The following is a 23,449-nucleotide window of genomic DNA, read 5'->3' on the forward strand; positions in this document are numbered from 1 at the left end:
TTACACTTCGATATCAATCAAACTACCAATCGTTTCAGATGCAGCTTCAATGACTTTGGCAGAAGCTTGCCCTTGATTTACCGATTCAGTAGCCGAAATTAATGCAGAAGCCTGATCGTTAGCTGTTACCGCTTGCGAACTTAAGGTAACAGTATCTTGAGTTGATGTTGGGACTGCGGGTTTTTGTTGATCAGGTATCGCCACAGACGTGGTTGCTTGCGCTAAACCTTGTTGTGCACTTTGCAATCCCTGCATACCTGATGCATACGCTGATTGAACTTGCATAATACGCTCCTGGCTATTAACCGTAATCTAAAGATGTATTGTTACTGTATCAATTTTAGCCTAAAGCTAAAATAAAAAATGACAGTTAAGTCGTAAAAGAACTAATAATTATTATGGCGTAAACACCCATAAATGTACAGTTTTTAAGCAAGGTAAACAGTTAAGGTTATTGATTTATCCAGGCCATCTCCCAATCTTTCCATAAGGGATTGAAACCAAGCTGTTTAAGCCGAGAAACAACTTGTTCAACTGAGCGATCATCACTGATTTCAAATTGATCGAGCTGGGTACTAGGGTTCAAATATCCTCCTGGTTGCGTCGAGCTTCCTGCACTTAAGTGAGTGATCCCCAAGGCCCATAAATTATCGCGTAAACTGGCTAGTTCTCTAGTCGATAAGCTGATTTCGACTTGGGGATTAAATAATCTAAAGGCACAGATAAGCTGAACTAAACCAGCATCACTGAGCTCGACTTTGGGTGTAATACCTCCCGTGCAAGGCCGAAGTCTTGGCAATGAAATACTGTATCGAGTGCGCCAATAGGTTTGTTCGAGATACTGTAAGTGATGTCCCATAAAGAGTGCATCAAGACGCCAATCATCAAGGCCTAATAGCACCCCTAACCCTATTTTATCAATACCCGCCTTAGCAATTCGGTCGGCTGTGGCTAATCGATAGTTAAAATCTTGTTTCTTACCCCGAGTATGATGTTTAGCATAGGTGTGCGGCCGGTACGTTTCCTGGTATACCATGACTGAGTCGAGACCAAGCTTAGCCAAATGCTGATAATGAACCGTTTCCAGTGGCTGCACTTCCATAGCCACGTGACTAAACTTGGCTTTAACCTGCGGTAAAATGGCTGCAAAATAATCGATACCCACTTTGGTTTCATGCTCGCCAGACACCAACAATACTGAATCGAAGCCACGTTGCTTAATAATTGCCATCTCTTGATTTAACTCATCTTGGCTCAATGTTTTACGCTTTACTTTGTTACTCATGCTAAAGCCGCAATAATCACATTCATTTGCACATAAGTTAGATACATACAAAGGTAAAAACAAACCAAGGTTAGCGCCAAAGCGTTGCCGCGTTAATGCCGCGGCTTGTTGTGACATGGGTTCTAAATAGGCCATTGCCGCTGGTGATAATAGCGCCATTAAACTCGATAAATTACCCGTGGGCTGTAATAGTGCTCGCTCAACATCTTGCGCTGTCGTTGAGTACAGTTTCAGTGACATGGCATCGGCATTGAGTGTTACAAATTCATCAACAAATGATGTCATACATTGAGCCCCAAAAAGCCTGTTAGAGGACTGGTCGCTAAAGCTTGACGATTGACATGCCCAAGTCCCGCTTCGTATGCTTGTCGACCCGCGATAACAGCTTGAGCAAAACATTGAGCCATTTTTTCAGGTTGGGCACTGCTGGCAATCGCGGTGTTAACCAATACAGCATCGGCGCCCATTTCCATTGCGCGGCATGCTTGAGAAGGTGAGCCAATACCAGCATCAATAATCACCGGCACTTGTGCCTGCTCAATAATAATGTTTAAAAAGGTTTCTGTTGCCAGCCCTTGATTACTTCCAATTGGGCTACCCAATGGCATAACCGCTGCGCAACCAACATCTTCAAGACGTCGACACAACACAGGGTCTGCATGCACATAAGGCAGCACCACAAAACCGTCATCGCATAACTGCTTTGCTGCCAGTAATGTTTCAATAGGATCGGGCATCAAATATTTAGGATCGGGATGAATTTCTAATTTTATCCATTTAGTGCCGAGCATCTCATAGGCTAAATGCGCCGCAAAAATGGCTTCTTTGGCATTGCGAGCCCCTGCCGTGTTGGGCAGTAATTTCACCCCTAATGATTGCAATGGCGCTAACAGGTTGTCGTGGTTAGCATGTAAATCAATGCGTTTCATCGCTAATGTCACCAACTGTGATTGAGACTGCGCGATTGCGGCTAACATAATGTCTTGATGACTAAACTTACCTGTTCCAGTAAATAACCGAGATGTAAATTGATGACCGGAAATCGTTAACATAGTTACCCTCCTGCCACAGCAGAAAACACACAAATAGAGTCATCATGCTGACACATAACATGGTTCCAGCGGCTACGCGGTAGCACTTCATCATTAACCACGACAGCGATGGCGTTAATCGGCAGCTGCTTTAATATCAACAGTTCTGAGATTGTCACGTGACCCTCCAACGTTTCTGCAACGCCGTTGATCATCACATTGATAGATTGAGATGGTTGATTAGCATTCATTTGCGTACTCCTGCAATTGCGGCTGTTGGCATAATGTACATTGCAGATCACGGTTCATTTTGGCTTGATGCCACTGTAGCGTTAACGCATCAAAGCGCTGTAAAACGCCGTACTGAGTGAAGATATTACAGATATGCTGCAAACCGACTAACGCTTGCATACTGGCCATAACCCCGACCGCTGGGCCAAGTACACCTTGCTGCGAACAAGTTTGCTTAATGTCGATATCTTCAGGGTATAAACAGCGATAACAACCATATTGCTTCTCATGCGTTAATTTAGCGCCAAAATCGATACAGAATAATTGCCCCTGATATGCACTGATCGCCGCGCTAATAAGGGTTAAATCTTGAGTCACACAAAGCTGATTAATCACATGACGAGCTACTAAATTATCGGTGCAATCAAACACCAATGTGTCGGTATTTAACCGCTTGGTAAACTCAATAACGTTAGTTTCGGTTAACTTATCGGTAATCGCATTGACATAGACATCTGAGTACAAACGACTCAATGTGCGTTTGGCGACACTGACTTTATGCTGACCAATATCGGCCTCACTGTATAATAATTGTCTTGGTAAATTATCGAGCGCCACCACATCATGGTCTACTAGCATAAAGTGCTTAACGCCTGCGGCAGCAAGATATTGCACCACCAGCTGACCGAGTCCACCCAAACCAATAATGGCCACCTGACTATTTATAATCGCCAACTGCCCTGTTTCACCAATGTCGTTAAGCAACATGGTGCGCGAATACTGTCGATATTGCTTGTCCGTTAACGCTTTCATATCGCCTCCTTAAACGCACTCATAACCTTAGGCACTTGATGGCCTCGAGTGAGTTGCAGCCAACGTTGATGCATTAAACGATATGCCTCACTGGGATGACTCGCTTGAGTTATCGCTCTGACAACAGCAACATCTCCCACTTTACTGCTCGCCAGTCGCTCAAGACGCTCAACATCAACGCCGCCAATGGCTACAGTGGGATAATGTTTGCCCAACAAATTCACATAATGCGTTAATTTAGTCACCCCTTGAGGCGCTGATGGCATTTGCTTGGTCGTGGTAGGATAAATATGACCTAATGCGATATAAGACGGTTTACATTGGTGGGCTAACAACGCTTCAAAATAGCTATGACTCGATATGCCTAAGGCCAAACCTGCCTCAGCTATTGCCTCCAGATTTGCACTGGCTAAATCTTCCTGGCCAAGATGCACCCCAAATGCACGGTGTTTTATGGCTAATTGCCAGTGATCGTTGATAAACAGTTGCGCGTTAAATTCGCGCCCCAGAGCAATCGCATCAATAATACTTTGCTCTAATGCCTGTAACGTTAACTCGTTAATAGGTTGAGATAATTTAACTCTAAACTGCACGGTACGGCACCCAGCCTCGAGAACAGAGTGCAACTGTGATAACGAGTCCAGCACGGGGTAAACGCCTAATGGCGTCACCACAGGCCGAAAGGTCTTATTGCTGCGATAAGTAATATTATCCTCAACGTTTGAAATGATCGGCATAGCAATTAACTCGTTAGGCCAGCCTGAACGTGCCAATACGCCAGGCCCTGCACCAATAGCATAACTGTCACTTAAGCCTTTATTGACATAAGCTTTTGCCAACACAATCGCGTCATGAATCACAAATTGATGCGCCACAAAACACGCTACTGCCGATGACAGCGTACAACCGCTGCCATGATTATTGTTAGTATTCACTCTGGGGGTGGTGAGTTTAAACACTTGATTATCATGAATATGGCTCGCCCCCACCACACTACGTGTCACATAAACATCTGTGGCTAGCTGCTGTTGCCAAGCAGCATCGCCACCTTTAGCCAGTACATGACAACGATAATGATTAGCAAGCCATTTAGCCGCCATTATCATGCTCAGTTCATCGTTATCTGTGTTGCTATCGGTATTGGTATCGGAAGTTTGTTGATTTGTTAATGTGTGACTAGAATCTCTATGCCTAGGCCTTTTATTACTGGGATCGGCATTACTTGGATTGGTATTTTCCAATAATAATGTCGAGCTTAAACGAAACAATTCATGCTGATTTGGTGTGAGCAAGCTGATTAAGCCTGCAAATGGCGTAAAATTGATAGCTTGCTGACAAAATTGCGCGCCACTGCTGGCTACCATCACAGGATCGAGAACCACAAAAGGTAATGTGCAAAGCCGGCTTAATCGCGATAACCATTTTGCAACGATATCGATTTGTTGTTGATTGGCCAATAAGCCAATTTTAATCGCAACCGGCGTTAAATCAGCCCATAAAGTATCTAACTGCGAAATTAGCATCTGCTCAGAAACGGCTTCAACGAGAGTCACATTCACACTATTTTGCGCAGTAATGCTGCTAATCACGCTGCAACCATGGCATTGAAGATCGTGCATTGTCAGTAGGTCAGCTTGTATACCCGCGCCGCCGCCACTGTCAGAACCCGCAATGGTCCAAACAATGGGTTTAGGCATAAGGTTATCGATTTTAGCGTGCGTACCTGTCGCCATTACTCCACCCCTTCTTTAGCCTTTGCCGCAGAGACTTCATGATAAATAGCCGAACCCGATGCTTTAAATTCAGCCGATTTTTGCTTCATAGCCAAGGTGTTATAATCAGTCGCCGTGGTTAATTCAATGTGTTGCACTTTGGCATGAGTGTTAGCATCTTCAAGAGATTTAGCGTAATCACGCACTTCCTGGGTGATTTTCATTGAACAAAATTTAGGCCCGCACATAGAGCAAAAGTGAGCCACTTTTGCTGATTCTTGCGGTAGGGATTCATCGTGATACGCACGTGCGGTGTCGGGATCTAAGCCTAGGTTATATTGATCTTCCCAACGAAACTCAAAGCGCGCCTTAGATAACGCATTGTCACGCACTTGTGCCCCGGGATGCCCTTTGGCAACATCCGCGGCATGAGCTGCAATTTTGTAAGCAATTAGCCCTTGTTTTACATCGTTTTTATTGGGTAAGCCTAAATGCTCTTTTGGAGTGACATAACACAGCATCGCCACGCCATACCAGGCCATCATTGCCGCACCAATACCAGATGTGAAGTGATCGTAACCGGGAGCAATATCCGTCGTTTGTGGGCCTAATGTGTAAAATGGCGCTTCATCGCACAGGCTAAGCTGTTTTTCCATATTGACTTTAATCAGTTGCATTGGCACATGGCCGGGACCCTCGATTATGGTCTGTACATCATATTGCCAGGCTATTTTGACTAACTCACCTAGGGTGGCTAACTCAGCAAATTGCGCTTCATCATTGGCATCAGCAATAGAGCCTGGGCGCATACCATCACCGAGTGATAACGACACATCGTATTGGGCACAAATTTGGCAAATGTCTTCAAAGTGTTCATACAAAAAACTTTCTTTGTGATGGCTTAAGCACCACTTGGCCATAATGGAACCACCACGAGAAACAATGCCCGTTAGACGCTTGGCCGTCATCGGCACATAGCGTAATAACACGCCGGCATGGATGGTAAAGTAATCAACGCCCTGCTCAGCTTGTTCTATGAGTGTGTCGCGAAATATTTCCCAATTAAGATCTTCAGCAACCCCATTAACCTTCTCAAGTGCTTGATAAATAGGCACAGTACCAATAGGCACGGGAGAGTTACGAATGATCCACTCGCGGGTTTCATGAATATAACGCCCCGTAGATAAGTCCATTACGGTGTCGGCGCCCCAACGCGTTGACCAGACTAACTTCTCTACCTCTTCTTCAATAGATGACGTTACGGCTGAATTACCAATATTGGCATTCACTTTAACCAAAAAATTACGCCCTATAATCATGGGTTCAGCTTCAGGATGATTAATATTAAGTGGAATAATAGCCCTACCTCTTGCCACTTCATCACGCACGAATTCTGGGGTGATCAGTTGGCCAATGTGCGCACCAAACGCTTCACCGGGAGCGTGTTGTGTGAGTACGGTGTCATGCACATCGGCGCGCGCCATATTTTCACGAATGGCAATGTATTCCATTTCTAGGGTAATAATCCCTTGCCTAGCGTAGTGCATTTGCGTGACGCGTTTGCCGGCTTTGGCGCGTCGTGGTGCATTAAGTCCGTCAAATCGTAAATGATCTAAACCATCATCAGCTAAACGTTGCTGAGTAAAGCCAGAACTTGCATGGGTTAATTGCTCAGTGTCTTGACGCTCTTCAATCCAGGTTCGACGTAATGGAGCTAAACCACGACGGACATCAATATCAGCATGGGGATCGGAATAAGGCCCTGCGCAGTCGTACACCATAATGGCAGGGTTTGCCTCGGTGATAGGAAGCTTATCTGTGCCCCCCGTTCGAGTGCTGGATTGATGGATTTGCCTCATGGCCACCAGCAGATCGGGACGGCTGCCTTGCAGATAGACTTTTTCAGAATTTGGGTGTTGTAACGGTTTAAGGGTATCGATAAATTGTTGAGCTTTCGCTCGTGTCTGACGACGGTTTGAATGTGACATTAGCAACCTCATTTATAAGAGTAGAGTTGCTTGTCAGGAGAGGTGTTGAGCAAAGCTATGAGCCACAAAGAGATCGTGACGCATATAAATAACCAATCATTACAATGACACTGTCTGTATCGATTTAGGCTTAGGTTAAGTAAATAAATGGATGTAAAAAACCATCAACCAAAGCGCTAAATTATCAACATGATGCCGTAATAAAAACGATTATTACGCTTGTTTCCTTCGCAGGTTCTAGCCTGATCAGGTTCAACGGATCCCGAATAAACGGTCTCAGCCATAATGGCACTCCGACAAGATGTTCAGCAGTATAAGCAAGCTTACAATAAAAAAACAAGCATTAAATTTCGCACGCATTTCACTTTATTCACTCTAAAACAGAGCAGTCATATCCAAAACCATGATGCTGCGGCTGAGTTCACACAAGCTGATTCACACTGCAGAAAAGTCATCATTCTAGGTGCGGCAATATGTCGCATTCCATCGATTTATTAGTAGGTTATAATTTTCTAATACAAACAACTAGCGATGAAAAATATTCATCCTAATTTATAATAGAATAAATACGGTGATGATTTTGACCACATTAAAAACACAAAGCATTAAATCCAATCATAATTTTAACACTGCTTACTCATCAATATCTTTCGCCATAATGGTAGTGTTGTCTACGCCTGTTACAGCACAGCCATCCACACAAGACACACATTCAGACATTGAAAGAGTTGAAGTCCACGGTCAACAAAACGGCAATAAAGATTTATTAGGTTCAGCGGAACGCTTACTGTCAAAACAAGGTGTTGAGTTTTCACAAGCGGGCGGTGTTTCAGCCTTACCTATTTTGAACGGCATGATGGGCGATCGCATTAAAGTACTTATCGACGGTAATGACATTACTTCATCATGTGCCAATTACATGAATCCACCACTATCTTACGTGGCAGCAAGTCAAATTACCTCAGCTCAAGTGGTTGCAGGTGTGTCGCCGGTCAGTGCTGGTGGAGATAACATTGCCGGTGTGATTAAAATCAATAGTTTTAACCCAGAGTTTTCCTTAACAGACCAACTTACATGGCATAGAGGTAATGTGTCTGCTGGTTATCGAAGTGTTAGCGATACTACTTTAGCTAGTGTCAATGCCACCGTCGCCAGTAAAGCACTGAGCTTTAGCTACCAAGGCGCTTTTGAAGACGCCAACAGTTATACCGATGGTAATGGCGACACCGTGTTAGACACGCTATATCAAGCACAAAACCATGCCTTAATTGCAGCATGGCATGATGATACCCAACAACTTGCCATTAAATTAACCCATCAACATATTCCATATCAGGGGTTCGCCAATCAGTATATGGATATGACCAACAACGACAGTTATGGTGCAATACTGCGTTATCAATTAGCACTTGAAAATGAGGGTCTATTTAGTGCTCAAGCCAATTGGCACAGTGTCGAACATGATATGGGTTTCTTCACGCCAGAAAAAACCGGCATGATGCCGATGGAAACCACAGGTAAAGATTTTAGCTACCTATTGCATTGGCAACTCCCTATGAGTAATGACAATACGTTATTGCTTGGACAAGAATATTATCTTTATCAACTTGATGATACTTGGCCTGCTATTGAAGGTTCATCCATGATGGGCCCAAATGATTACGTCAATATTAATGACGGTAAACGCAAACGCGCTGCGGTTTACGGTGAATGGCAACAAACGCTAAATACACAATGGTGGATATCTGCGGGTGTTCGCTATGAATATGTCACGACCACTACTGGTGAGGTGCAACCTTATAACAGCATGAGTATGATGGGCATGAGTAACGTTAATGCGTTGGCAGCAGATGAATTTAATCAGCTTTATCGACCACGACATGACCATATTATTGATGCCACATTATTAGCACGATATCAATTAAGCGATACCGAAATCATCGAATTTGGTTTAGCTCAAAAAGGCCGTGCACCAAACTTATATGAACGCTACAGTTGGGGCCAAAGTACGATGGCGACAACCATGATAGGTTGGTATGGCGATGCTAATGGCTATGTAGGTAATCCCGATTTAAACCATGAAACGGCTCGCACTCTTAGCGCCGCATATACCTTAGTGCAAACTGATTTCACGGCCTCAGTTACCGCCTGGTATAGCGATATCAATGACTATATTGATGCTGATGTTATTGGTAGCGTTAATAGCACGAGCATCGAGCTAAACCGCCGTAATATTTTACAATTTACCAATGTCGATGCGACAATTTATGGCTCGCGCGCAGATGCGAGTTACCTGTTAACAGAAAACGATAATGGTAAGTGGGTTGTTGCAGCCAATATCAGTGCCACTCATGGCGAAAGAAACGATACCCATACGCCTCTATATCAAATCAAACCATTACAGAGCGAGTTAACACTTCAACATCAACGAGGAGATTGGAACAATAGTATTAGCTGGCAATGGGTGGCGACAAAAGATCGGGTCGACAATAATCGCCTTGAAAACACCACTGACAGTTATTCACTACTGAACATCTCAAGCAGTATTGAATGGCAAGGTGCAACCATGACTCTGGCAGTAAACAACTTACTTGATGAATATTACCAACTGCCTTTAGGTGGGGTGAGTATTGCGCAATATAAACAAGATAACACCCAAGGCTTCACCCAAATGAATGGCGCCGGCCGTTCAGTAGAGCTCAGCGTCAACTATGCGTTTTAACGCGACCTACCCAGCCTAGGGAACATTGTTTTTCTGTACTGACATAAGCACACATAATTGAATAAAAAGCCCTTACATTGCTGTAAGGGCTTAATTGTTTGGCACAGCGGGCGGTACCTTGTATGAGTGAACCCGCGAGACTAGGCATGACAGTCTTTGTTTAGAATCTCATATGTACAAGTGCTTTGATGCTTTGAGAATAGAAATCTTAAGCAATAAAAAAGCCCTTACATTACTGTAAGGGCTTATCTATTTGGCGGAGCGGACGCTGACCTTGAATGAGTGAACTCGCGACCAGTGTCGTGATCGAATGTTGAAGATATTTAAGATACTGGAAATTAAAAATAATAAAAAAGCCCTTACATTACTGTAAGGGCTTAATTATTTGGCACAGCGGACGCTGACCTTGAATGAGTGAACTCGCGACCAGTGTCGTGATCGAATGTTGAAGAAGTTGAAGATGCTGGAAATTAAAAATAATAAAAAAGCCCTTACATTACTGTAAGGGCTTATCTATTTGGCGGAGCGGACGGGACTCGAACCCGCGACCCCCGGCGTGACAGGCCGGTATTCTAACCAACTGAACTACCGCTCCAAAACGGTTTGTTTACACTTAATAAAATTAAACTTGAAAAAATAATCGCATAAATATTAATTTTATTAAATGTAAACAGTCACTTGAATGGCGGAGCGGACGGGACTCGAACCCGCGACCCCCGGCGTGACAGGCCGGTATTCTAACCAACTGAACTACCGCTCCACACAAGTGCGTTGAATAATAAAGTTGTGATAATTAATCGTCAACTATTTTTTAACGGTTTTAACTCGTTTAGCTAAAAAATGCACAATTATTGTATTTAATACCATTCCGCGTTAGTAAATGCTCTCTCAGCGAGAATTTAAAAGGGCTTAAACAAGGCGAATGACTGAATGAATAGTTGTTCTCTTTCGAAGTCATGCAACGCAGTGTAAGCCCTTTTAAAACTCGCCTGAAAGGAATGCCCCAGCCGCTTTTGCTCTGCGTTCTCGCTATTTGAAAGGGAACAACCATTACTACATAGCGACGCCTTAATCAAAAACCGCTGGATGTATTCTGAGTGGTCACTTATTAATGCGGAATGGTATAAGGACCACATTCAAGTATTAATCGACTTTAAAAACAATCAATTAGCTTTTATCATCTGGCATGGTTAAATCAATGTCATCCAAATCTAGGCTTTCAAGTTCATTCTCGGGGTGTTTCTCTTCTTTAGGTGGATTTTGCTTTAAACGCTCTTCTGCCGCCGCCATCGCTTTCGCTAACGCTTGTCTTTTACGCCACACAATAATGCCTACAATCCCAAACAGGAATAGCACACCATTAACGGTAACAATCCAAAATATCGCATCATCTTTAGCGAGTTGCTCTTCAATCGCCGCTTGGGCTGCAGCTTGCTCTGCGAGCTCCTCAGCTGTAGGGCCAGGCTTTGGTGGCTCAATTAAATTGAAAAACATCTCAGGTAAATTCAACACAATTTCACGTCCACCTACCGCGGTAGACACCACAGTCCCCTTCACTCGGTAGCTACCAAATTCAGTCACTTTCGGTAAATATAAAATTTGATCAGCACTGGTGAGTTCTTGCAAAATTATTGGTAGTTGTAACCCGGCGGGGCCAACTAATTCAAATTCAAAATGAGTTTCTGCAAGCAAGACTTGAGTTTCATCTACGGACAACTGGATTTGCCAAATGCCTTTTAACGGATCGTTGTTGGGCACCATTTCTGCTTTTATGGGCTGTTTAGACAACTCAAATGGCATCACAAACTCACGTTCAAACACGTTATTACGTGCTGAGACGTTTAATATATAATGCCCACTGGGTTGTTCTAAGTTTTGAGCCCCTGTGAAGATACCATCATCTGGGGCTTCGTCTAAATCTTCGCCATTATCTTTGTAGGCACCAACAATAATGGTGCCTGTCGCAAAATTGTCATCACCCACGATATGCTGGCTGGTAAAACGCGAGGTCCACTCAACCATGTATTCCAATCCGGGCATTCTCATGGTTAAGTTGTCGCCCAAAAGGCGCGCTGTCACTTTGAGACGTTCACCTTGAAACAGCGGTTGTGGTAAAGGTTGCACTTCTATGTCGAGTTTAGAGAGCTTCTGAATAGTAGAACCTTCAGTAACTTGCCCGAGTAACTGCCACGGGCCCGCCATTGGTTTTTCTATGTGGAGCATGTCAGCAGCGATACCATCAACCCACTTTACCGATTGTGGGTGTCGATTTGAATACCATTTACTGCCATCGGGTAGCACCACTACGACCGGCGCGGAGCCATAATCTCGTTGGATAACCAAGGTTAGGTTATCCACCATGTAATCAATACGAAATCGATTCTTAAGCTCTGCAGCTTGTGAGGCTTTAACCGGCGCTGAGAATGCAGAAGATTGCCACGCCATAATAGGGCATAGCAATAGAAAACAAGCAATGGTGGCGCGACGTGAAAGGCTAACAGTCATAAAGGTGGGTTTACCCTCTCCAGAGACATTTTCCAGACTTGGCAATGAGGTCAAGTCGTTGTTCGTGTAATACTATTTCATCGGCCGATGCCCCGACGACTTTAAGGTTAAACGCGGATGTGTCGATCTTTTTTATCCCGCCACCTTCTTGACCCGCTTTTTCATTAGACAAATTAAACTTAATTTGTCCGCCAGTCATAATTAAGTAAACGTCAGCCAGGATTTCAGCATCGAGTAACGCGCCATGATAGGTTCGACGGCCATTATCAATACCATAACGACGGCATAAGGCATCAAGGTTGTTCTTTTGCCCAGGGTGTAATCGCTTGGCAATGGCTAAGCTGTCTAAAATACTGCAAATGTCTTTGGTTTTCGGCCCGATCGGATTGAGTTTTGAAAACTCATGGTCCATAAAGCTCACATCAAAGTTTGCGTTATGTGCAACAATCTCAGCGCCGTCAATAAAGTTGATAAATTCTGATGCAATTTGATGAAACCGCGGCTCATTGGCCACGCGTTCATTGGTAATGCCGTGAACCTCAATGGCCTCGGGATCGATTGATTGGCCTGGATTGATGTATTGGTGATACGTCCTGCCCGTTAAACGGCGGTTTATCACTTCGACACAACCGATTTCAATGATCCTGTGCCCAACATAAATAGGGCCACCCGCTTGGTTCATACCTGTGGTTTCGGTATCGAGAATGACTTGACGACTCGCACTTGAAATAATGTTCATAATTTTTACTCTTTAAGCCCTCGCCCCTAGTTAAATTGAGTATACTGGCGCGAATATTTTGCTATGGTAACAACTTGATGGCCGAACTCAAACAGCTGTATATTTTTACTGATGGATCTTGTTTAGGCAACCCGGGTCCTGGCGGCTATGGCGTGGTAATGAAATATCAACATCAAACGCATGAAATAGCCGACGGCTTTGCCCTTACCACCAATAATCGCATGGAATTACTTGCCCCCATTATCGCACTTGAAGCGTTATTTGAACCTTGTAATATTATCTTAACCAGCGACAGCCAATACATGCGCCAAGGTATCACATCTTGGATCCATGGTTGGAAAAAGAAAGGTTGGATAACGTCAACCAAGCAGCCGGTTAAAAATGTCGACTTATGGAAACGCTTAGATGCGGTAAGCCAACAACACACTATAGATTGGCGTTGGGTTAAAGGTCACGCTGGGCATGTAGAAAACGAACGTTGCGATACTCTAGCCAGAAAAGCCGCAGAAGCAAAACCCAAACAAATCGACGAAGGTTACCAGGCTGAATAGTCATCTCTGATTTAAAAACTGAGTATTCATCCTCACTCATCAACATCTTTGTAGCTATTTGGTTTTTGACAAACCGGTACGTCCGGCACTCGGGGCGGTAGACCAATTAGGTGCGCTAATTTTAGATTTATCTTTAATTGGCGTAAACGGTACCGTAAGTTTACGGGCCACAATCACATAAACACTACCTGTGCTGGGTAACCAATGGGCTAAACTTTTTTGCCACCATGGTTGATGCTCTGCCTGACGGCCAACCGGCCCTAATAATGAATGGTGCATTAAACGCTCGTCTGCCAGCACTTGATATCCTAATAAACCCAGCCAATCCTTGACCCTTGAAGGCATAAAAAACTGTCCATTCCACGGAATGTTACTTTGGTACTTAGGTAAGATTTTCCCAGCAAAAATCGGACTTACCGGGTTAAATCCGACAATGAATACATAGCCACTATTAATGAGTACACGATCAAACTCACGTAAAATTTGATAAGGATTTTGTTCAAACTCGAGTAAAAAGCAACTTACCACAGCATCAATAGCGTTTTGTTGTAATGGCAAATAATGTGGATCCGCTTGTATATTGGCGTCATGACCGTCAAACAATGAAAAGTGACGAGCAATAGAACAATGTAAACTGTTGATTTGACTACTGAGCGCACCCACCTTTAATAAATGATAACCAAAGATACGCGGCCACCAAGGCGCAAGGGTCGCTTCAATCTCGGCTTGCAATATTTCGCCAAATGGTAAGTCATGCCAATGTTGTGGTACTAACGTTGAGTTTGCCACGTCTTACTCCTCAATCTCAATGACCTTACCGACTTTCACAGCGTTGCACTTGATGTGATTCGGTTTTATCCGTTACCCTAACAGATAATTCAATATCACTCGAGCCAGATTATGCTTAACGTTCATACCATTCCCGCTTTTAATGATAACTACCTTTGGTTAGTGCATCACACTGACAGCCTTGACGCTTACGTCGTTGACCCCGGTTGCGCCACAAGCGTTATCGACTATTTGGCTACCACTGAATTAAATTTAGTGGGTATTTTAATCACTCACCATCACAGTGATCACACCGGCGGTATTAAGCAACTGCAAGAGTATTTTGATCACAAACTTGAAGTTTACGGCCCAAGTAATGAGCGTATTGATGGGATCACTATGCCACTGACCCTCGACGCGGTATCAACAATTGACATCCCTCACTTAGGGGCAACAAGAGTGATGGAGGTTCCGGGTCATACGTTAGGCCATATCGCATATTATATTGATAACAAGCTATTTTGTGGTGACACGTTATTCAGTGGTGGCTGCGGTCGATTATTTGAAGGTACACCAACTCAAATGCTGCAATCGTTGAAAATGCTGGCCAACTTACCCGACAACACTCAAGTATTTTGTGCTCACGAATATACTCGTGCTAATCTCGATTTCGCTCAACACGTGACCCCACACAATCATAAATTGAACGAATACGCGGCAAAAGTAGACCAATTACGCTCACGAAACATCCCGACTATCCCTAGCACAATCGCGACAGAAAAAGCGATAAACCCTTTCTTACGTTGTCATCTAAATGAGACACAAGTCGCAATTTCGAACCATTATAACATTGTTAATATTGATGAAATTCAGACATTTACTTTATTAAGAGAATGGAAAAACCAGTTTTAGGTGAACATGAAAACACTTTAATAAGACAAGCCAAATGATTTAATCTACAATGCAAAACTGAACTAAAGCATGACCAAAAGAGTCTCATAGGCATTTGGTGTGTTCGATCCTTATTTTAAGGCCTGAGAACTTGAGGAAGTGTATCTTCAATGAACGTAAATTTATTCATTATTGCCGGCAGCTTATTGGCGGTAACGGGGTGCCAGACGCTCCAGTCCACTGAGCCGCAATCAGACAATGACCAACACAGTGTTGCTATCAAAGCTAAAAGCAAAAAATCTGCAACCGTTACCCTCGATGAAATAGAAGAGCAAGTTGCCGAAGTTAATAACTTATGGTTGCGGATCAGCAATAAAATGCAGCTCCCCGTTACCGACAATGCGCTGGTAGCCCAATATCGACAATGGTATTTAGACAACCCAAAGCATTTAGAAATTGTAACTCAACGTGCTGGCCCTTTCTTATATTACATTGTTGAACAACTCGAAGCGCGTAAACTCCCTATTGAACTGGCTTTACTGCCTATCGTTGAAAGTGGTTTTGACCCTTTAGCGTATTCTAGCGGCCATGCTTCAGGTTTATGGCAATTAACACCGCCTACGGCACAATCATTTGGGGTTAAAACCAACTGGTGGTATGACGGGCGACAAGATGTTGCATCATCGACTAAAGCTGCGCTTGATCTATTGCAATACCTGTATCCTAAAATGGACAATAACTGGTTTTATACCATCGCAGCTTACAACTCAGGTGAAGGCCGTGTGTTAAATGCCGTGAAGCATAACCAAAACCGAGGTAAGCCAACTGATTTTTGGTCTTTATCATTACCAAAAGAAACCGCACATTACGTACCGCAATTACTTGCACTAGCAGATGTGATTAAGCATGCAGATAAATATGGTATTACTTTAACCCCTATTGCAAATTCACCACAAATTGAAGTGGTGAATATTGAAAGTCAGCTCGACATTAATTTAGCCGCTGACTTAGCTCAAATCGACATTGTCGATTTAAAAGCGATTAATCCAGGTTTAAAGCGTTGGGCCACTGCGCCACAAGGCCCGCATCAGCTCGTTGTACCGAGCGACAAAGCCGCTAGCTTTAAACGTGCATTAGCCACTGTTGAGCCTGACTCACGGATTAACTGGGTACGCTATAAAATTAAATCAGGCGACAGTATTAGCCGCATTGCTGATCAGTTTGAAACAACGGCGACGTTAATTCGCAGCAGTAACGGTATTAAAGGTAACAATATTGTTGCCGGCAGATTCCTTATTATCCCTGTTGCGGCAAAAGATCCTGATTTAGCGACCATGACAGCTGATCAAATCCTTGCTCGTAAGGCTGTGATTAAATCGAGCCCGAATAAACAGGCTTACACTATTAAGTCTGGCGATTCATTATGGAAAATTGCCCAATCTCAGCAAGTATCCGTAGCACAATTAATGAAGTGGAATAATCTTAAGCAGCAATCAACTTTGACTGTGGGCAAAAATCTGGTTATTTATCCTAACGAAGTGGCTATCAACAATGCCAGTAAAGAGAAAACGGTCAACTACCGAGTTCAGTCTGGTGATTCATTAGCACGTATTGCAACGAAATATAATGTGACCGTTGCAGAGTTAATTGAGTGGAACAGTTTACAAAACAGTAAGCTTATCCAACCAGGGCAAATCTTGAAATTGATCGTCACTAACAGCTAATTGCTATTAGTAAATACGCAATAAAAAACGGACAAGTTATCACTTGTCCGTTTTTGTTTGTAGTCACTATTTATTTGTAACGACTATTTTATTTACTATGACTAGGAATAATTCCTAGTCATTTTTCTCTTACCTTTAAATCACTGTGGCTTAAGCATCTCGCGTTGAATCACTGGATTAAATACCCAGCTTTTTAAATAAGCCCTCTTTGAGCTTTTCTTTGGCTTTATCTGCTTCATCTTTGAATTGGCCTTCCAATAACGCTTTTGTATCAATACCAAATTTAGGCTTTTGGAACGTTCCTTTGATGGTTAAGGGTATATCAACCCCTTTAAGAGACTCATCAACCGCATCACCTTGTCCAGATAGCGAGCCGACAACACTGGTGGTTAATGTGTAATCTAATGCTTCAGAGGCAATATTCGCAGTCCCCTTTCCTTTTAAACGGATTAAAGGAGCAGCCATCGCTAAATCTGGATTGGTCACTACGGCGTCTTTCATGGTGAAGCTACCAGTTAAACTGGTAAAATCGGTTTTCAACTCTTCTTTACTGTCGGCAGATAAATCGCCTTTTAGCTTTTGTTGAGCGCTGCGGATCATTTGCGGAATGTTAACGCCATAAAGCGAGCCGTCGGCAACTTCAAATTGACCTACTGCATCAAGATTCTTTTTCAAGTTATCGGGGATCAAACTTGCACCACTGCCTTTGACTTCAAAACTCGCTTGACCAGAAAGTAAATCAATTTCAGCAGCATCCATTAATAATGGTCTAATGTTTACCCCTGTTAGCTTCTTATCAAATTGATAAGTAGGTACAGATTTGCGTCCATCGAGTTTGGCACTCAACGCGAGCTTACCCTCATACAAATCGGCCGTTAATGACGACAGCGTTAGCACACCTTTTTTAACAGCCATAGTTAACTGCCAATTTTGTGTCAGCATATTACTGACTTTAATCGACTTTGCCGTCAGTTTTACGCTTAAATCAATTGTGTTAAGCGCAGACAAATCTGGCTCGGCACTTGGCACTGTTGCAGTGTCACTCGTGCTATTTTCTGCTTGGCTTTCTTGTTTAGGAAAGAGTGCATCAACATCAATGTCACCGACATCTAAGGTCATCGCAATCTTAGGAATACTGTTTGCGTAATTGACTTTTATGTCACCGGTGGCGGCAATATCCATTGCCGAAAGTTTTGTGAGCTGTAACTCAACAGTTTTAGTCTCTAACGCCATGACCATTTGAGTTGTCATTTCAGCACTCACCGACTTGTTGGGTAAACTGTCGCCTTGCGCAGAATGGCTCATGGTAAAATCATTAATCGTAATATGCTTTAACATTTGGTCAATTTTAAGCTGACCTTGACCCGAAGATGCTACAGACATGTCTGGTAAAGTAGCAGAAAACTCATAAGCAAAATCAGCAAATTGCCCTAAACTGAATTGCCCTAATGTAAAGCTTTTTAAACTGAATGTTTGAGTGGTATTGCTCGCCATATCAATTAAGTTGATATTAGTATTGGTGAGTTCAATTCCGCCGATATCTAATGTTTGTAACGCTATTGCTTGTGCGTCACTGGGTTGAGTTGTTGCAGGCGTCTTTGCTGCGTCATCAGTTAAGCCATCACCCGATAAGCCATCAAAGCTGGTTTGACCATTTTTCTGAGTGACTAAATTTAACGTTAAGCCATCGAGTGTTAATAAATCCACTTCAATTTGCTGACTAAATAAAGGCATTAGCGCCACATTAGCCACAGCTTCGTTTACATCTAACATGGATGCGGGGGTAAAATTTTCTGGGTTAGAAAGTGAAATACCGCCCAGTTTAATCCCTAATGAAGGAAAGACACTCCAACTAAGATCATCTGTTATGACTAAATCGCGACCCGTTTGTTTTTTCACGGCGTCGACAATTTGTGGCTTAAAATGATTAAGGTCAAAAAACATTGTTAAGTAGACGGTAATGCCTACAACGAGTGTTAGCGCAATTGCTAATAACCACTTTACTACTTTCATTGTTGCTTCCTTGTCTGTATTTTTTCTATTGTAAAATAGACAAATCTAACGACTGCTGACTCACGGCAATACCATTGAGATCGGCATAAATCATCATGCCAGGTACAACGCTGACACCCGCTATATCGATAGTAACATTGACTTCGCCAACATCTTTCTTGTCTGTTTTAATCGGATTAGTCCCTAATGCCTGCACACCAATTTGCATTGCACTGATTGCACCTGCATCACGTACGCATCCATTGATGATAATGCCTTCCCATCCGTTGTTATATGCATTAAGGGCTATCATGTCGCCCAGCAATGCACGCCGAGTTGAACCACCACCATCTACGACTAAAACTTTGCCATGGCCCGGTTTTGCGAGCTCAGATTTAACCATTGAATTATCTTCAAAACATTTAACCGTTACCACCTCACCAAAAAATATCGGCTTTGCGCCAAAGGAGCGCCACGGCGAAGACAATAAAGTCAATTGTTCAGGATAATGATCAAATAAATCAGGTAATAGATCTAACATGAGTCCTCCTTGAGAATCAAAACCTTAGGTTACTGATAATTATGCTGTTCAACAACGTTTGTTAATTATCGATAATCTAATGAATGCTTTTTACACAATTTAACAATGCGAAAGGTGACTTAATCATCAAATATGAATATAATCCTAAAAAATAGCGTAGACAATCATACTTATGAGCAACGATTTAAATTTACAACAAATGATGAATGCGTTTGATGAATTAGATTTTGAACAACGCACAACGTCAAATCTTGAAAATGCCCGTAATAAGCAACAGATGTCGGCATACATCAATTCGTTAGATTACAGCTTGCGCCGTTTATTGATTTTACAAGAATCTGTCAATGAGATTGTAGAGCAAAAGCAATCGGATCTGGTTAAACAAGAATATATCCAAACCTATAAAACCAAAATCATTAATTTGTCTCGTCAATATAATATTTCATATCAAGACGTCATTAATATTATGGTACAGCTATCTCAATAATCATTAACCTGTTATTGAGATTATTTAAGTCGTCAAATTAACAACGTTGACGACTTACCCCTCATGTAGGAAAACAGATAACCCCCTTCAATTAGCAATCTTATTTAGACTTTAAATTGCTCAATAAGAGTATCAAGTCGCTCTGATCCCCGTTCAATAGCCATACTGCTTTTATTGATCTGTTCATTTTGGGTTCTGTTGTCTAACGACATATCGCTAATGCGGGTGATATTCATATTGAGTTCAGCAATCACTGCATGTTGCTCTTCAGTCGCGGTCGCAATTTGAATGTTCATTTGTGAAATCTGTCCAATAGATGATTTTATATTACTCAGGGCACCAACCACTTGTTGGGTATCATTCACAGTCTCGGTTGATTTGGTTTTAGCACGAGCCACAGAGGCATTGACGGTATTAATGGCAGTGCGAATAGCATCAATAATTTGGTTGATTTCGTTGGTTGATGCCTGAGTACGACTCGCCAGTGTACGAACCTCATCTGCGACAACGGCAAAGCCTCGACCTGCCTCACCTGCTCTGGCGGCCTCAATTGCAGCATTTAAAGCCAATAAATTAGTTTGATCAGCAATGCCTACTATCACATCTAATATCTGGCCAATTTTACTAGAACTGACTTGCAGCCCTTTTGCCACTTCCTCTGTTGAGATAAGTTCATTTGATAATTCAGTAATTTTTTTCATTGCCTTATCGACCACATCCGCTGAGATATCAGCTTCACTGTCTGCTTCATGTGTGCTGTCTGCTGCCAACTTAGCATTTGATGCAACCTCTGCCGCCGTCATCGACATTTGATTAATCGCCGTGGCGACATTTTCTGTCTCAGCTTGCACATTAACCGATATTTGATTCGCCTTTTCGGCAACAATAGCCATTTCCTTTGCTAATCGGCCCGATTCGTTGACTGACTCACCGACTGATTTAATGACCTTTTGAATTTTGCTGGTAAATACGTTGAAATGATGGGCGATTTGCTTCAACTCATCATCGCCCTCTTCTGATAGACGTAATGTTAAGTCTCCTTCACCTTTGGCGATGTTTTCAAATGCGTTAATAGTTTCTCGCATTGGGACTGAAACACTGCGAATGATAAAATACAACAACGCAATAACAGGTAACCAAACCAACACAAGTAATAGTAAATAATCACTAATAAATTGTTGTTTATCCGTTTGAATATCATCAACATAAATCCCTGTCCCAATAATCCATCCCCAGGGTCTAAAACGCTTAACTACAGACATTTTAGGGCTGGGTTGTTCTTGCTGAGGTTTATTCCACATATAATCAACACGAACAGCATCCTGGTTTTCAGTTCCTTGTATCATCAATTCAAATAAAGCTACCCCGTCCGGATCTTTCATTCCTCTTACCGTGGTATTTACTAATTGTTTGGCAAATGCATGTTGGATCATGGTGCCTTGGGTATCAATACTAAAATAATATTCATTGCCCGAATAACGAAGTTTATCGATAGCAGCTAATGCCATCGTTTTAGCTGCGGGTTCTGTTAACAGATTTGATTGGCTATCTTGGTAAAATTTATCCGCAATGGTGACCGCTGCATCAACAAGCGCATGCAACTTGGCTTCTTTTTCCCCCACTAAAACAGACTCGACTCTATTTAGTGAGAACCAGAACACAATCACTGTGGCAATTATGGCTAATGCCAACATGCCCATTAGCCTATTGGCAATGGTTGTCTTACGGAACAACTGATTAAACGTATTCATACATGCACCATCTCTTTGTGATTTATAATTATTTTTATGGATCAATCAACACAATTGTTTCTTTAACACGCATATTGTTTAAGCATTAATAACTGTTGTGCCTAAGTGTCTTTTTGTCAATCAAGGTGGTTAATTTATATCGGATAATGTGGTGATAACTGAACGTTCACAACTGGATGTTTTTTAAACTATTCGTATTGGCTTGCGAACAGCAGTGATGCATGGACTGGATTTTAGCTAGCATGCAATAAGGTAGGTTAAAGTTCAGTACTCCATGGCAAAATGAATAACTAAACATGACGGACTATTTATGGAAAAGAATGACTTAGAAGTAAAGTCTCAACAGTCAGTTTATTTTTACTTGCAGGCTTGTCATGGCACACGCTAAACTCATGTTTTTATTAAATACCACCTCTTTTCGTTTAGCTTGGAGCAAGACCAACAAACAACATCACGGTTAACTTATTTATTGGCCAAATATATTAAGCAAACACATTACACATATCATCGGCAAATCTTCGTTCTGACATGCGTTAATACTAACGATAGCTAAGTCTTTTCTTGTCTATATGTATATGTTTGGTGTGCATTTAAACTTCTTACTGCGAAATAGTATTCATTATTCATTTTCAACGCTAACTAAATTTGATCGTTCGACTGCGATTTCAATTTGTTGCCTAAGCCAGATAAGCGCATGATCTGACTGAGTATTACTGTGCCAATATAAATGGGTATCAATGTCGGTTAATGCAAATGGTATCTGGATTACTTTTAAATCAGAGTCCAAAAACTGTAAAGCAATTGAACGTGGTAACGTTAGCATCAGTGCCGTGTTACTGACTATTTTTACTGCGGTTTGATAGGTTTGACATCGGTATTTAATGTGTCGATTAATCCCTTGTTGCTGCAGCAATAAATCTTCCATCACTCTGCCTGTCGGACGACTTGACACCGCAACGTGTTGCGCCAGCAAATAGTCATCCTGGGTTAATGTGCCGTTGTCTAAATGATGATGTTGCGGATCAATGAGTACACAAAATGGATCCGACACTAATTGTGTGTGCATTAAAGGAGCATTGACTGCTCTGGCAACGTCAATGGCTAAATCAACCTCGCCATTGGCAAGTTGACGTGCGATGTGCTCTCTAGAGAGTGCAATACTGGCAATGTTAGCTTGCGGGATTAACTCAACAACGTGATTAATGAGCGCCGGCATAATTTGGCTTTCTAATGCTTCATGAATAGCAATGGTGAATGTTTGCTCTGTTGTTAATGGGTCAAACTCGCCGCATTGTTGCAACACCTCCCGAATCCGATTCAACGCATTAATCAATTGTGGTGCCATACGCTGACAAGCTGCAGTGGGTTGCATTTGTTGGCCTTGCCGTACAAATAAAGGGTCATTTAATACTAAACGTAAGCGTTTTATGGCGTGACTGACCGCAGATGGTGTAACAAATAACGATTTCGCTGCCGTTGTCATATTCTGCTCAAAGTACAGCGCTTCAAAAATCTTCAGTAGATTTAAATCAAGTTGTTGAATTGCTTTTGTATCCGCCATATAAACCTCAAGAATAACAACTAATGTGTTATGCCAATACTATGAGTATTATTCATCACAAGCTAACATATTTTTTCATTTCATTCATATTAATTACTACGTTATGCTGACAACATATGCTTAACAGATCACATTATTAGTGGCTTTTAGACTAAGA

General features: G+C 42.4%; 19 protein-coding genes, 2 tRNA genes and 1 riboswitch. Of the genes, 5 read left to right on the forward strand and 16 right to left on the reverse strand.

Annotated elements, in window-relative coordinates; all coding sequences use genetic code 11:
• The 7 genes from AC19MV_RS06285 to thiC form a co-directional block, all read right to left on the reverse strand.
• Window positions 1–285, reverse strand: a complete 285-nt coding sequence (locus tag AC19MV_RS06285) for a chemotaxis protein (protein ID WP_498306446.1) — start codon at window positions 283–285, stop codon at window positions 1–3.
• A gap of 166 nt (window positions 286–451) precedes the next feature.
• Window positions 452–1,570, reverse strand: a complete 1,119-nt coding sequence (gene thiH, locus AC19MV_RS06290) for a 2-iminoacetate synthase ThiH (RefSeq protein ID WP_498306448.1) — start codon at window positions 1,568–1,570, stop codon at window positions 452–454.
• Window positions 1,567–2,337, reverse strand: a complete 771-nt coding sequence (locus AC19MV_RS06295; protein WP_432400212.1) for a thiazole synthase — start codon at window positions 2,335–2,337, stop codon at window positions 1,567–1,569. Before AC19MV_RS06295 ends, thiH begins: the two co-directional genes overlap by 4 nt.
• Window positions 2,338–2,339: 2 nt before the next feature.
• Window positions 2,340–2,567 (reverse strand): sulfur carrier protein ThiS, encoded by a 228-nt coding sequence (gene thiS / locus AC19MV_RS06300; RefSeq protein ID WP_498297761.1) that lies wholly within the window; start codon window positions 2,565–2,567, stop codon window positions 2,340–2,342.
• Window positions 2,557–3,360: a HesA/MoeB/ThiF family protein gene (locus AC19MV_RS06305; protein WP_498306450.1), complete on the reverse strand. Its 804-nt coding sequence runs from the start codon at window positions 3,358–3,360 to the stop codon at window positions 2,557–2,559. The genes thiS and AC19MV_RS06305 overlap by 11 nt, the downstream gene beginning before the upstream one ends.
• Entirely contained in the window at window positions 3,357–5,093 is a 1,737-nt protein-coding gene (thiE, locus tag AC19MV_RS06310; RefSeq protein WP_498306452.1) for a thiamine phosphate synthase, read from the reverse strand. Before thiE ends, AC19MV_RS06305 begins: the two co-directional genes overlap by 4 nt.
• Complete coding sequence (gene thiC / locus AC19MV_RS06315) at window positions 5,093–7,060, reverse strand: phosphomethylpyrimidine synthase ThiC (protein WP_498306454.1); 1,968 nt, start codon at window positions 7,058–7,060, stop codon at window positions 5,093–5,095. Before thiC ends, thiE begins: the two co-directional genes overlap by 1 nt.
• 206 nt (window positions 7,061–7,266) lie before the next feature.
• Window positions 7,267–7,366: riboswitch (TPP riboswitch) on the reverse strand.
• A gap of 268 nt (window positions 7,367–7,634) precedes the next feature.
• Here thiC and AC19MV_RS06320 point away from each other — a divergent pair.
• The gene (locus AC19MV_RS06320; protein WP_498306633.1) at window positions 7,635–9,782 is read left to right on the forward strand and encodes a TonB-dependent receptor plug domain-containing protein; all 2,148 of its coding nucleotides are present in this window, start codon (window positions 7,635–7,637) and stop codon (window positions 9,780–9,782) included.
• Window positions 9,783–10,300: 518 nt separating this feature from the next.
• Here AC19MV_RS06320 and AC19MV_RS06325 read toward each other — a convergent pair.
• The 4 genes from AC19MV_RS06325 to dnaQ all read right to left on the reverse strand — a co-directional run bounded on the left by AC19MV_RS06325 (window position 10,301) and on the right by dnaQ (window position 13,026).
• Window positions 10,301–10,377: transfer RNA gene (locus AC19MV_RS06325), tRNA-Asp, on the reverse strand.
• Window positions 10,378–10,465: 88 nt separating this feature from the next.
• Window positions 10,466–10,542: transfer RNA gene (locus tag AC19MV_RS06330), tRNA-Asp, on the reverse strand.
• Between the two features lie 407 nt (window positions 10,543–10,949).
• Window positions 10,950–12,227, reverse strand: coding sequence for a TIGR03503 family protein (locus tag AC19MV_RS06335; protein WP_498306635.1), 1,278 nt, complete (start codon window positions 12,225–12,227; stop codon window positions 10,950–10,952).
• A gap of 70 nt (window positions 12,228–12,297) precedes the next feature.
• On the reverse strand, window positions 12,298–13,026 hold the full coding sequence (gene dnaQ, locus AC19MV_RS06340) for a DNA polymerase III subunit epsilon (protein WP_432400206.1): 729 nt from the start codon (window positions 13,024–13,026) through the stop codon (window positions 12,298–12,300).
• A gap of 77 nt (window positions 13,027–13,103) precedes the next feature.
• Here dnaQ and rnhA point away from each other — a divergent pair, with 77 nt between their 5' ends.
• Window positions 13,104–13,577, forward strand: coding sequence for a ribonuclease HI (rnhA, locus tag AC19MV_RS06345; RefSeq protein WP_498306456.1), 474 nt, complete (start codon window positions 13,104–13,106; stop codon window positions 13,575–13,577).
• A 54-nt stretch (window positions 13,578–13,631) separates the two neighbouring features.
• Here rnhA and AC19MV_RS06350 read toward each other — a convergent pair whose 3' ends face one another.
• Window positions 13,632–14,366 carry a methyltransferase domain-containing protein gene (locus AC19MV_RS06350; protein ID WP_498306458.1) on the reverse strand — a complete coding sequence of 245 codons (735 nt, stop codon included), beginning with the start codon at window positions 14,364–14,366 and terminating at the stop codon, window positions 13,632–13,634.
• A gap of 111 nt (window positions 14,367–14,477) precedes the next feature.
• Between AC19MV_RS06350 and gloB the strand changes: the two genes are divergently transcribed.
• Window positions 14,478–15,257: a hydroxyacylglutathione hydrolase gene (gloB, locus tag AC19MV_RS06355; RefSeq protein ID WP_498306460.1), complete on the forward strand. Its 780-nt coding sequence runs from the start codon at window positions 14,478–14,480 to the stop codon at window positions 15,255–15,257.
• Window positions 15,258–15,406: 149 nt separating this feature from the next.
• Window positions 15,407–16,960, forward strand: a complete 1,554-nt coding sequence (locus tag AC19MV_RS06360; RefSeq protein ID WP_498306462.1) for a lytic transglycosylase — start codon at window positions 15,407–15,409, stop codon at window positions 16,958–16,960.
• A gap of 177 nt (window positions 16,961–17,137) precedes the next feature.
• Here the strand turns inward: AC19MV_RS06360 and AC19MV_RS06365 are convergent, their stop codons facing one another.
• Together AC19MV_RS06365 and AC19MV_RS06370 are read right to left on the reverse strand one after the other, a co-directional pair.
• Window positions 17,138–18,973, reverse strand: coding sequence for an AsmA family protein (locus AC19MV_RS06365; RefSeq protein WP_498306464.1), 1,836 nt, complete (start codon window positions 18,971–18,973; stop codon window positions 17,138–17,140).
• Window positions 18,974–18,998: 25 nt separating this feature from the next.
• Complete coding sequence (locus AC19MV_RS06370; RefSeq protein ID WP_432400200.1) at window positions 18,999–19,493, reverse strand: putative 4-hydroxy-4-methyl-2-oxoglutarate aldolase; 495 nt, start codon at window positions 19,491–19,493, stop codon at window positions 18,999–19,001.
• A 172-nt stretch (window positions 19,494–19,665) separates the two neighbouring features.
• On the opposite strand from AC19MV_RS06370, the gene AC19MV_RS06375 reads away from it, so the two are divergent.
• On the forward strand, window positions 19,666–19,980 hold the full coding sequence (locus AC19MV_RS06375) for a hypothetical protein (protein WP_498306466.1): 315 nt from the start codon (window positions 19,666–19,668) through the stop codon (window positions 19,978–19,980).
• Between the two features lie 104 nt (window positions 19,981–20,084).
• Here the strand turns inward: AC19MV_RS06375 and AC19MV_RS06380 are convergent, their stop codons facing one another.
• Both AC19MV_RS06380 and AC19MV_RS06385 read right to left on the reverse strand, forming a co-directional pair.
• Entirely contained in the window at window positions 20,085–21,731 is a 1,647-nt protein-coding gene (locus tag AC19MV_RS06380) for a methyl-accepting chemotaxis protein (protein ID WP_498306468.1), read from the reverse strand.
• A gap of 619 nt (window positions 21,732–22,350) precedes the next feature.
• Window positions 22,351–23,292 (reverse strand): LysR family transcriptional regulator, encoded by a 942-nt coding sequence (locus AC19MV_RS06385; RefSeq protein WP_498306469.1) that lies wholly within the window; start codon window positions 23,290–23,292, stop codon window positions 22,351–22,353.
• Between the last annotated feature and the right edge of the window lie 157 nt (window positions 23,293–23,449).

The sequence above is a fragment of the Shewanella sp. MF05913 genome (assembly GCF_059758095.1).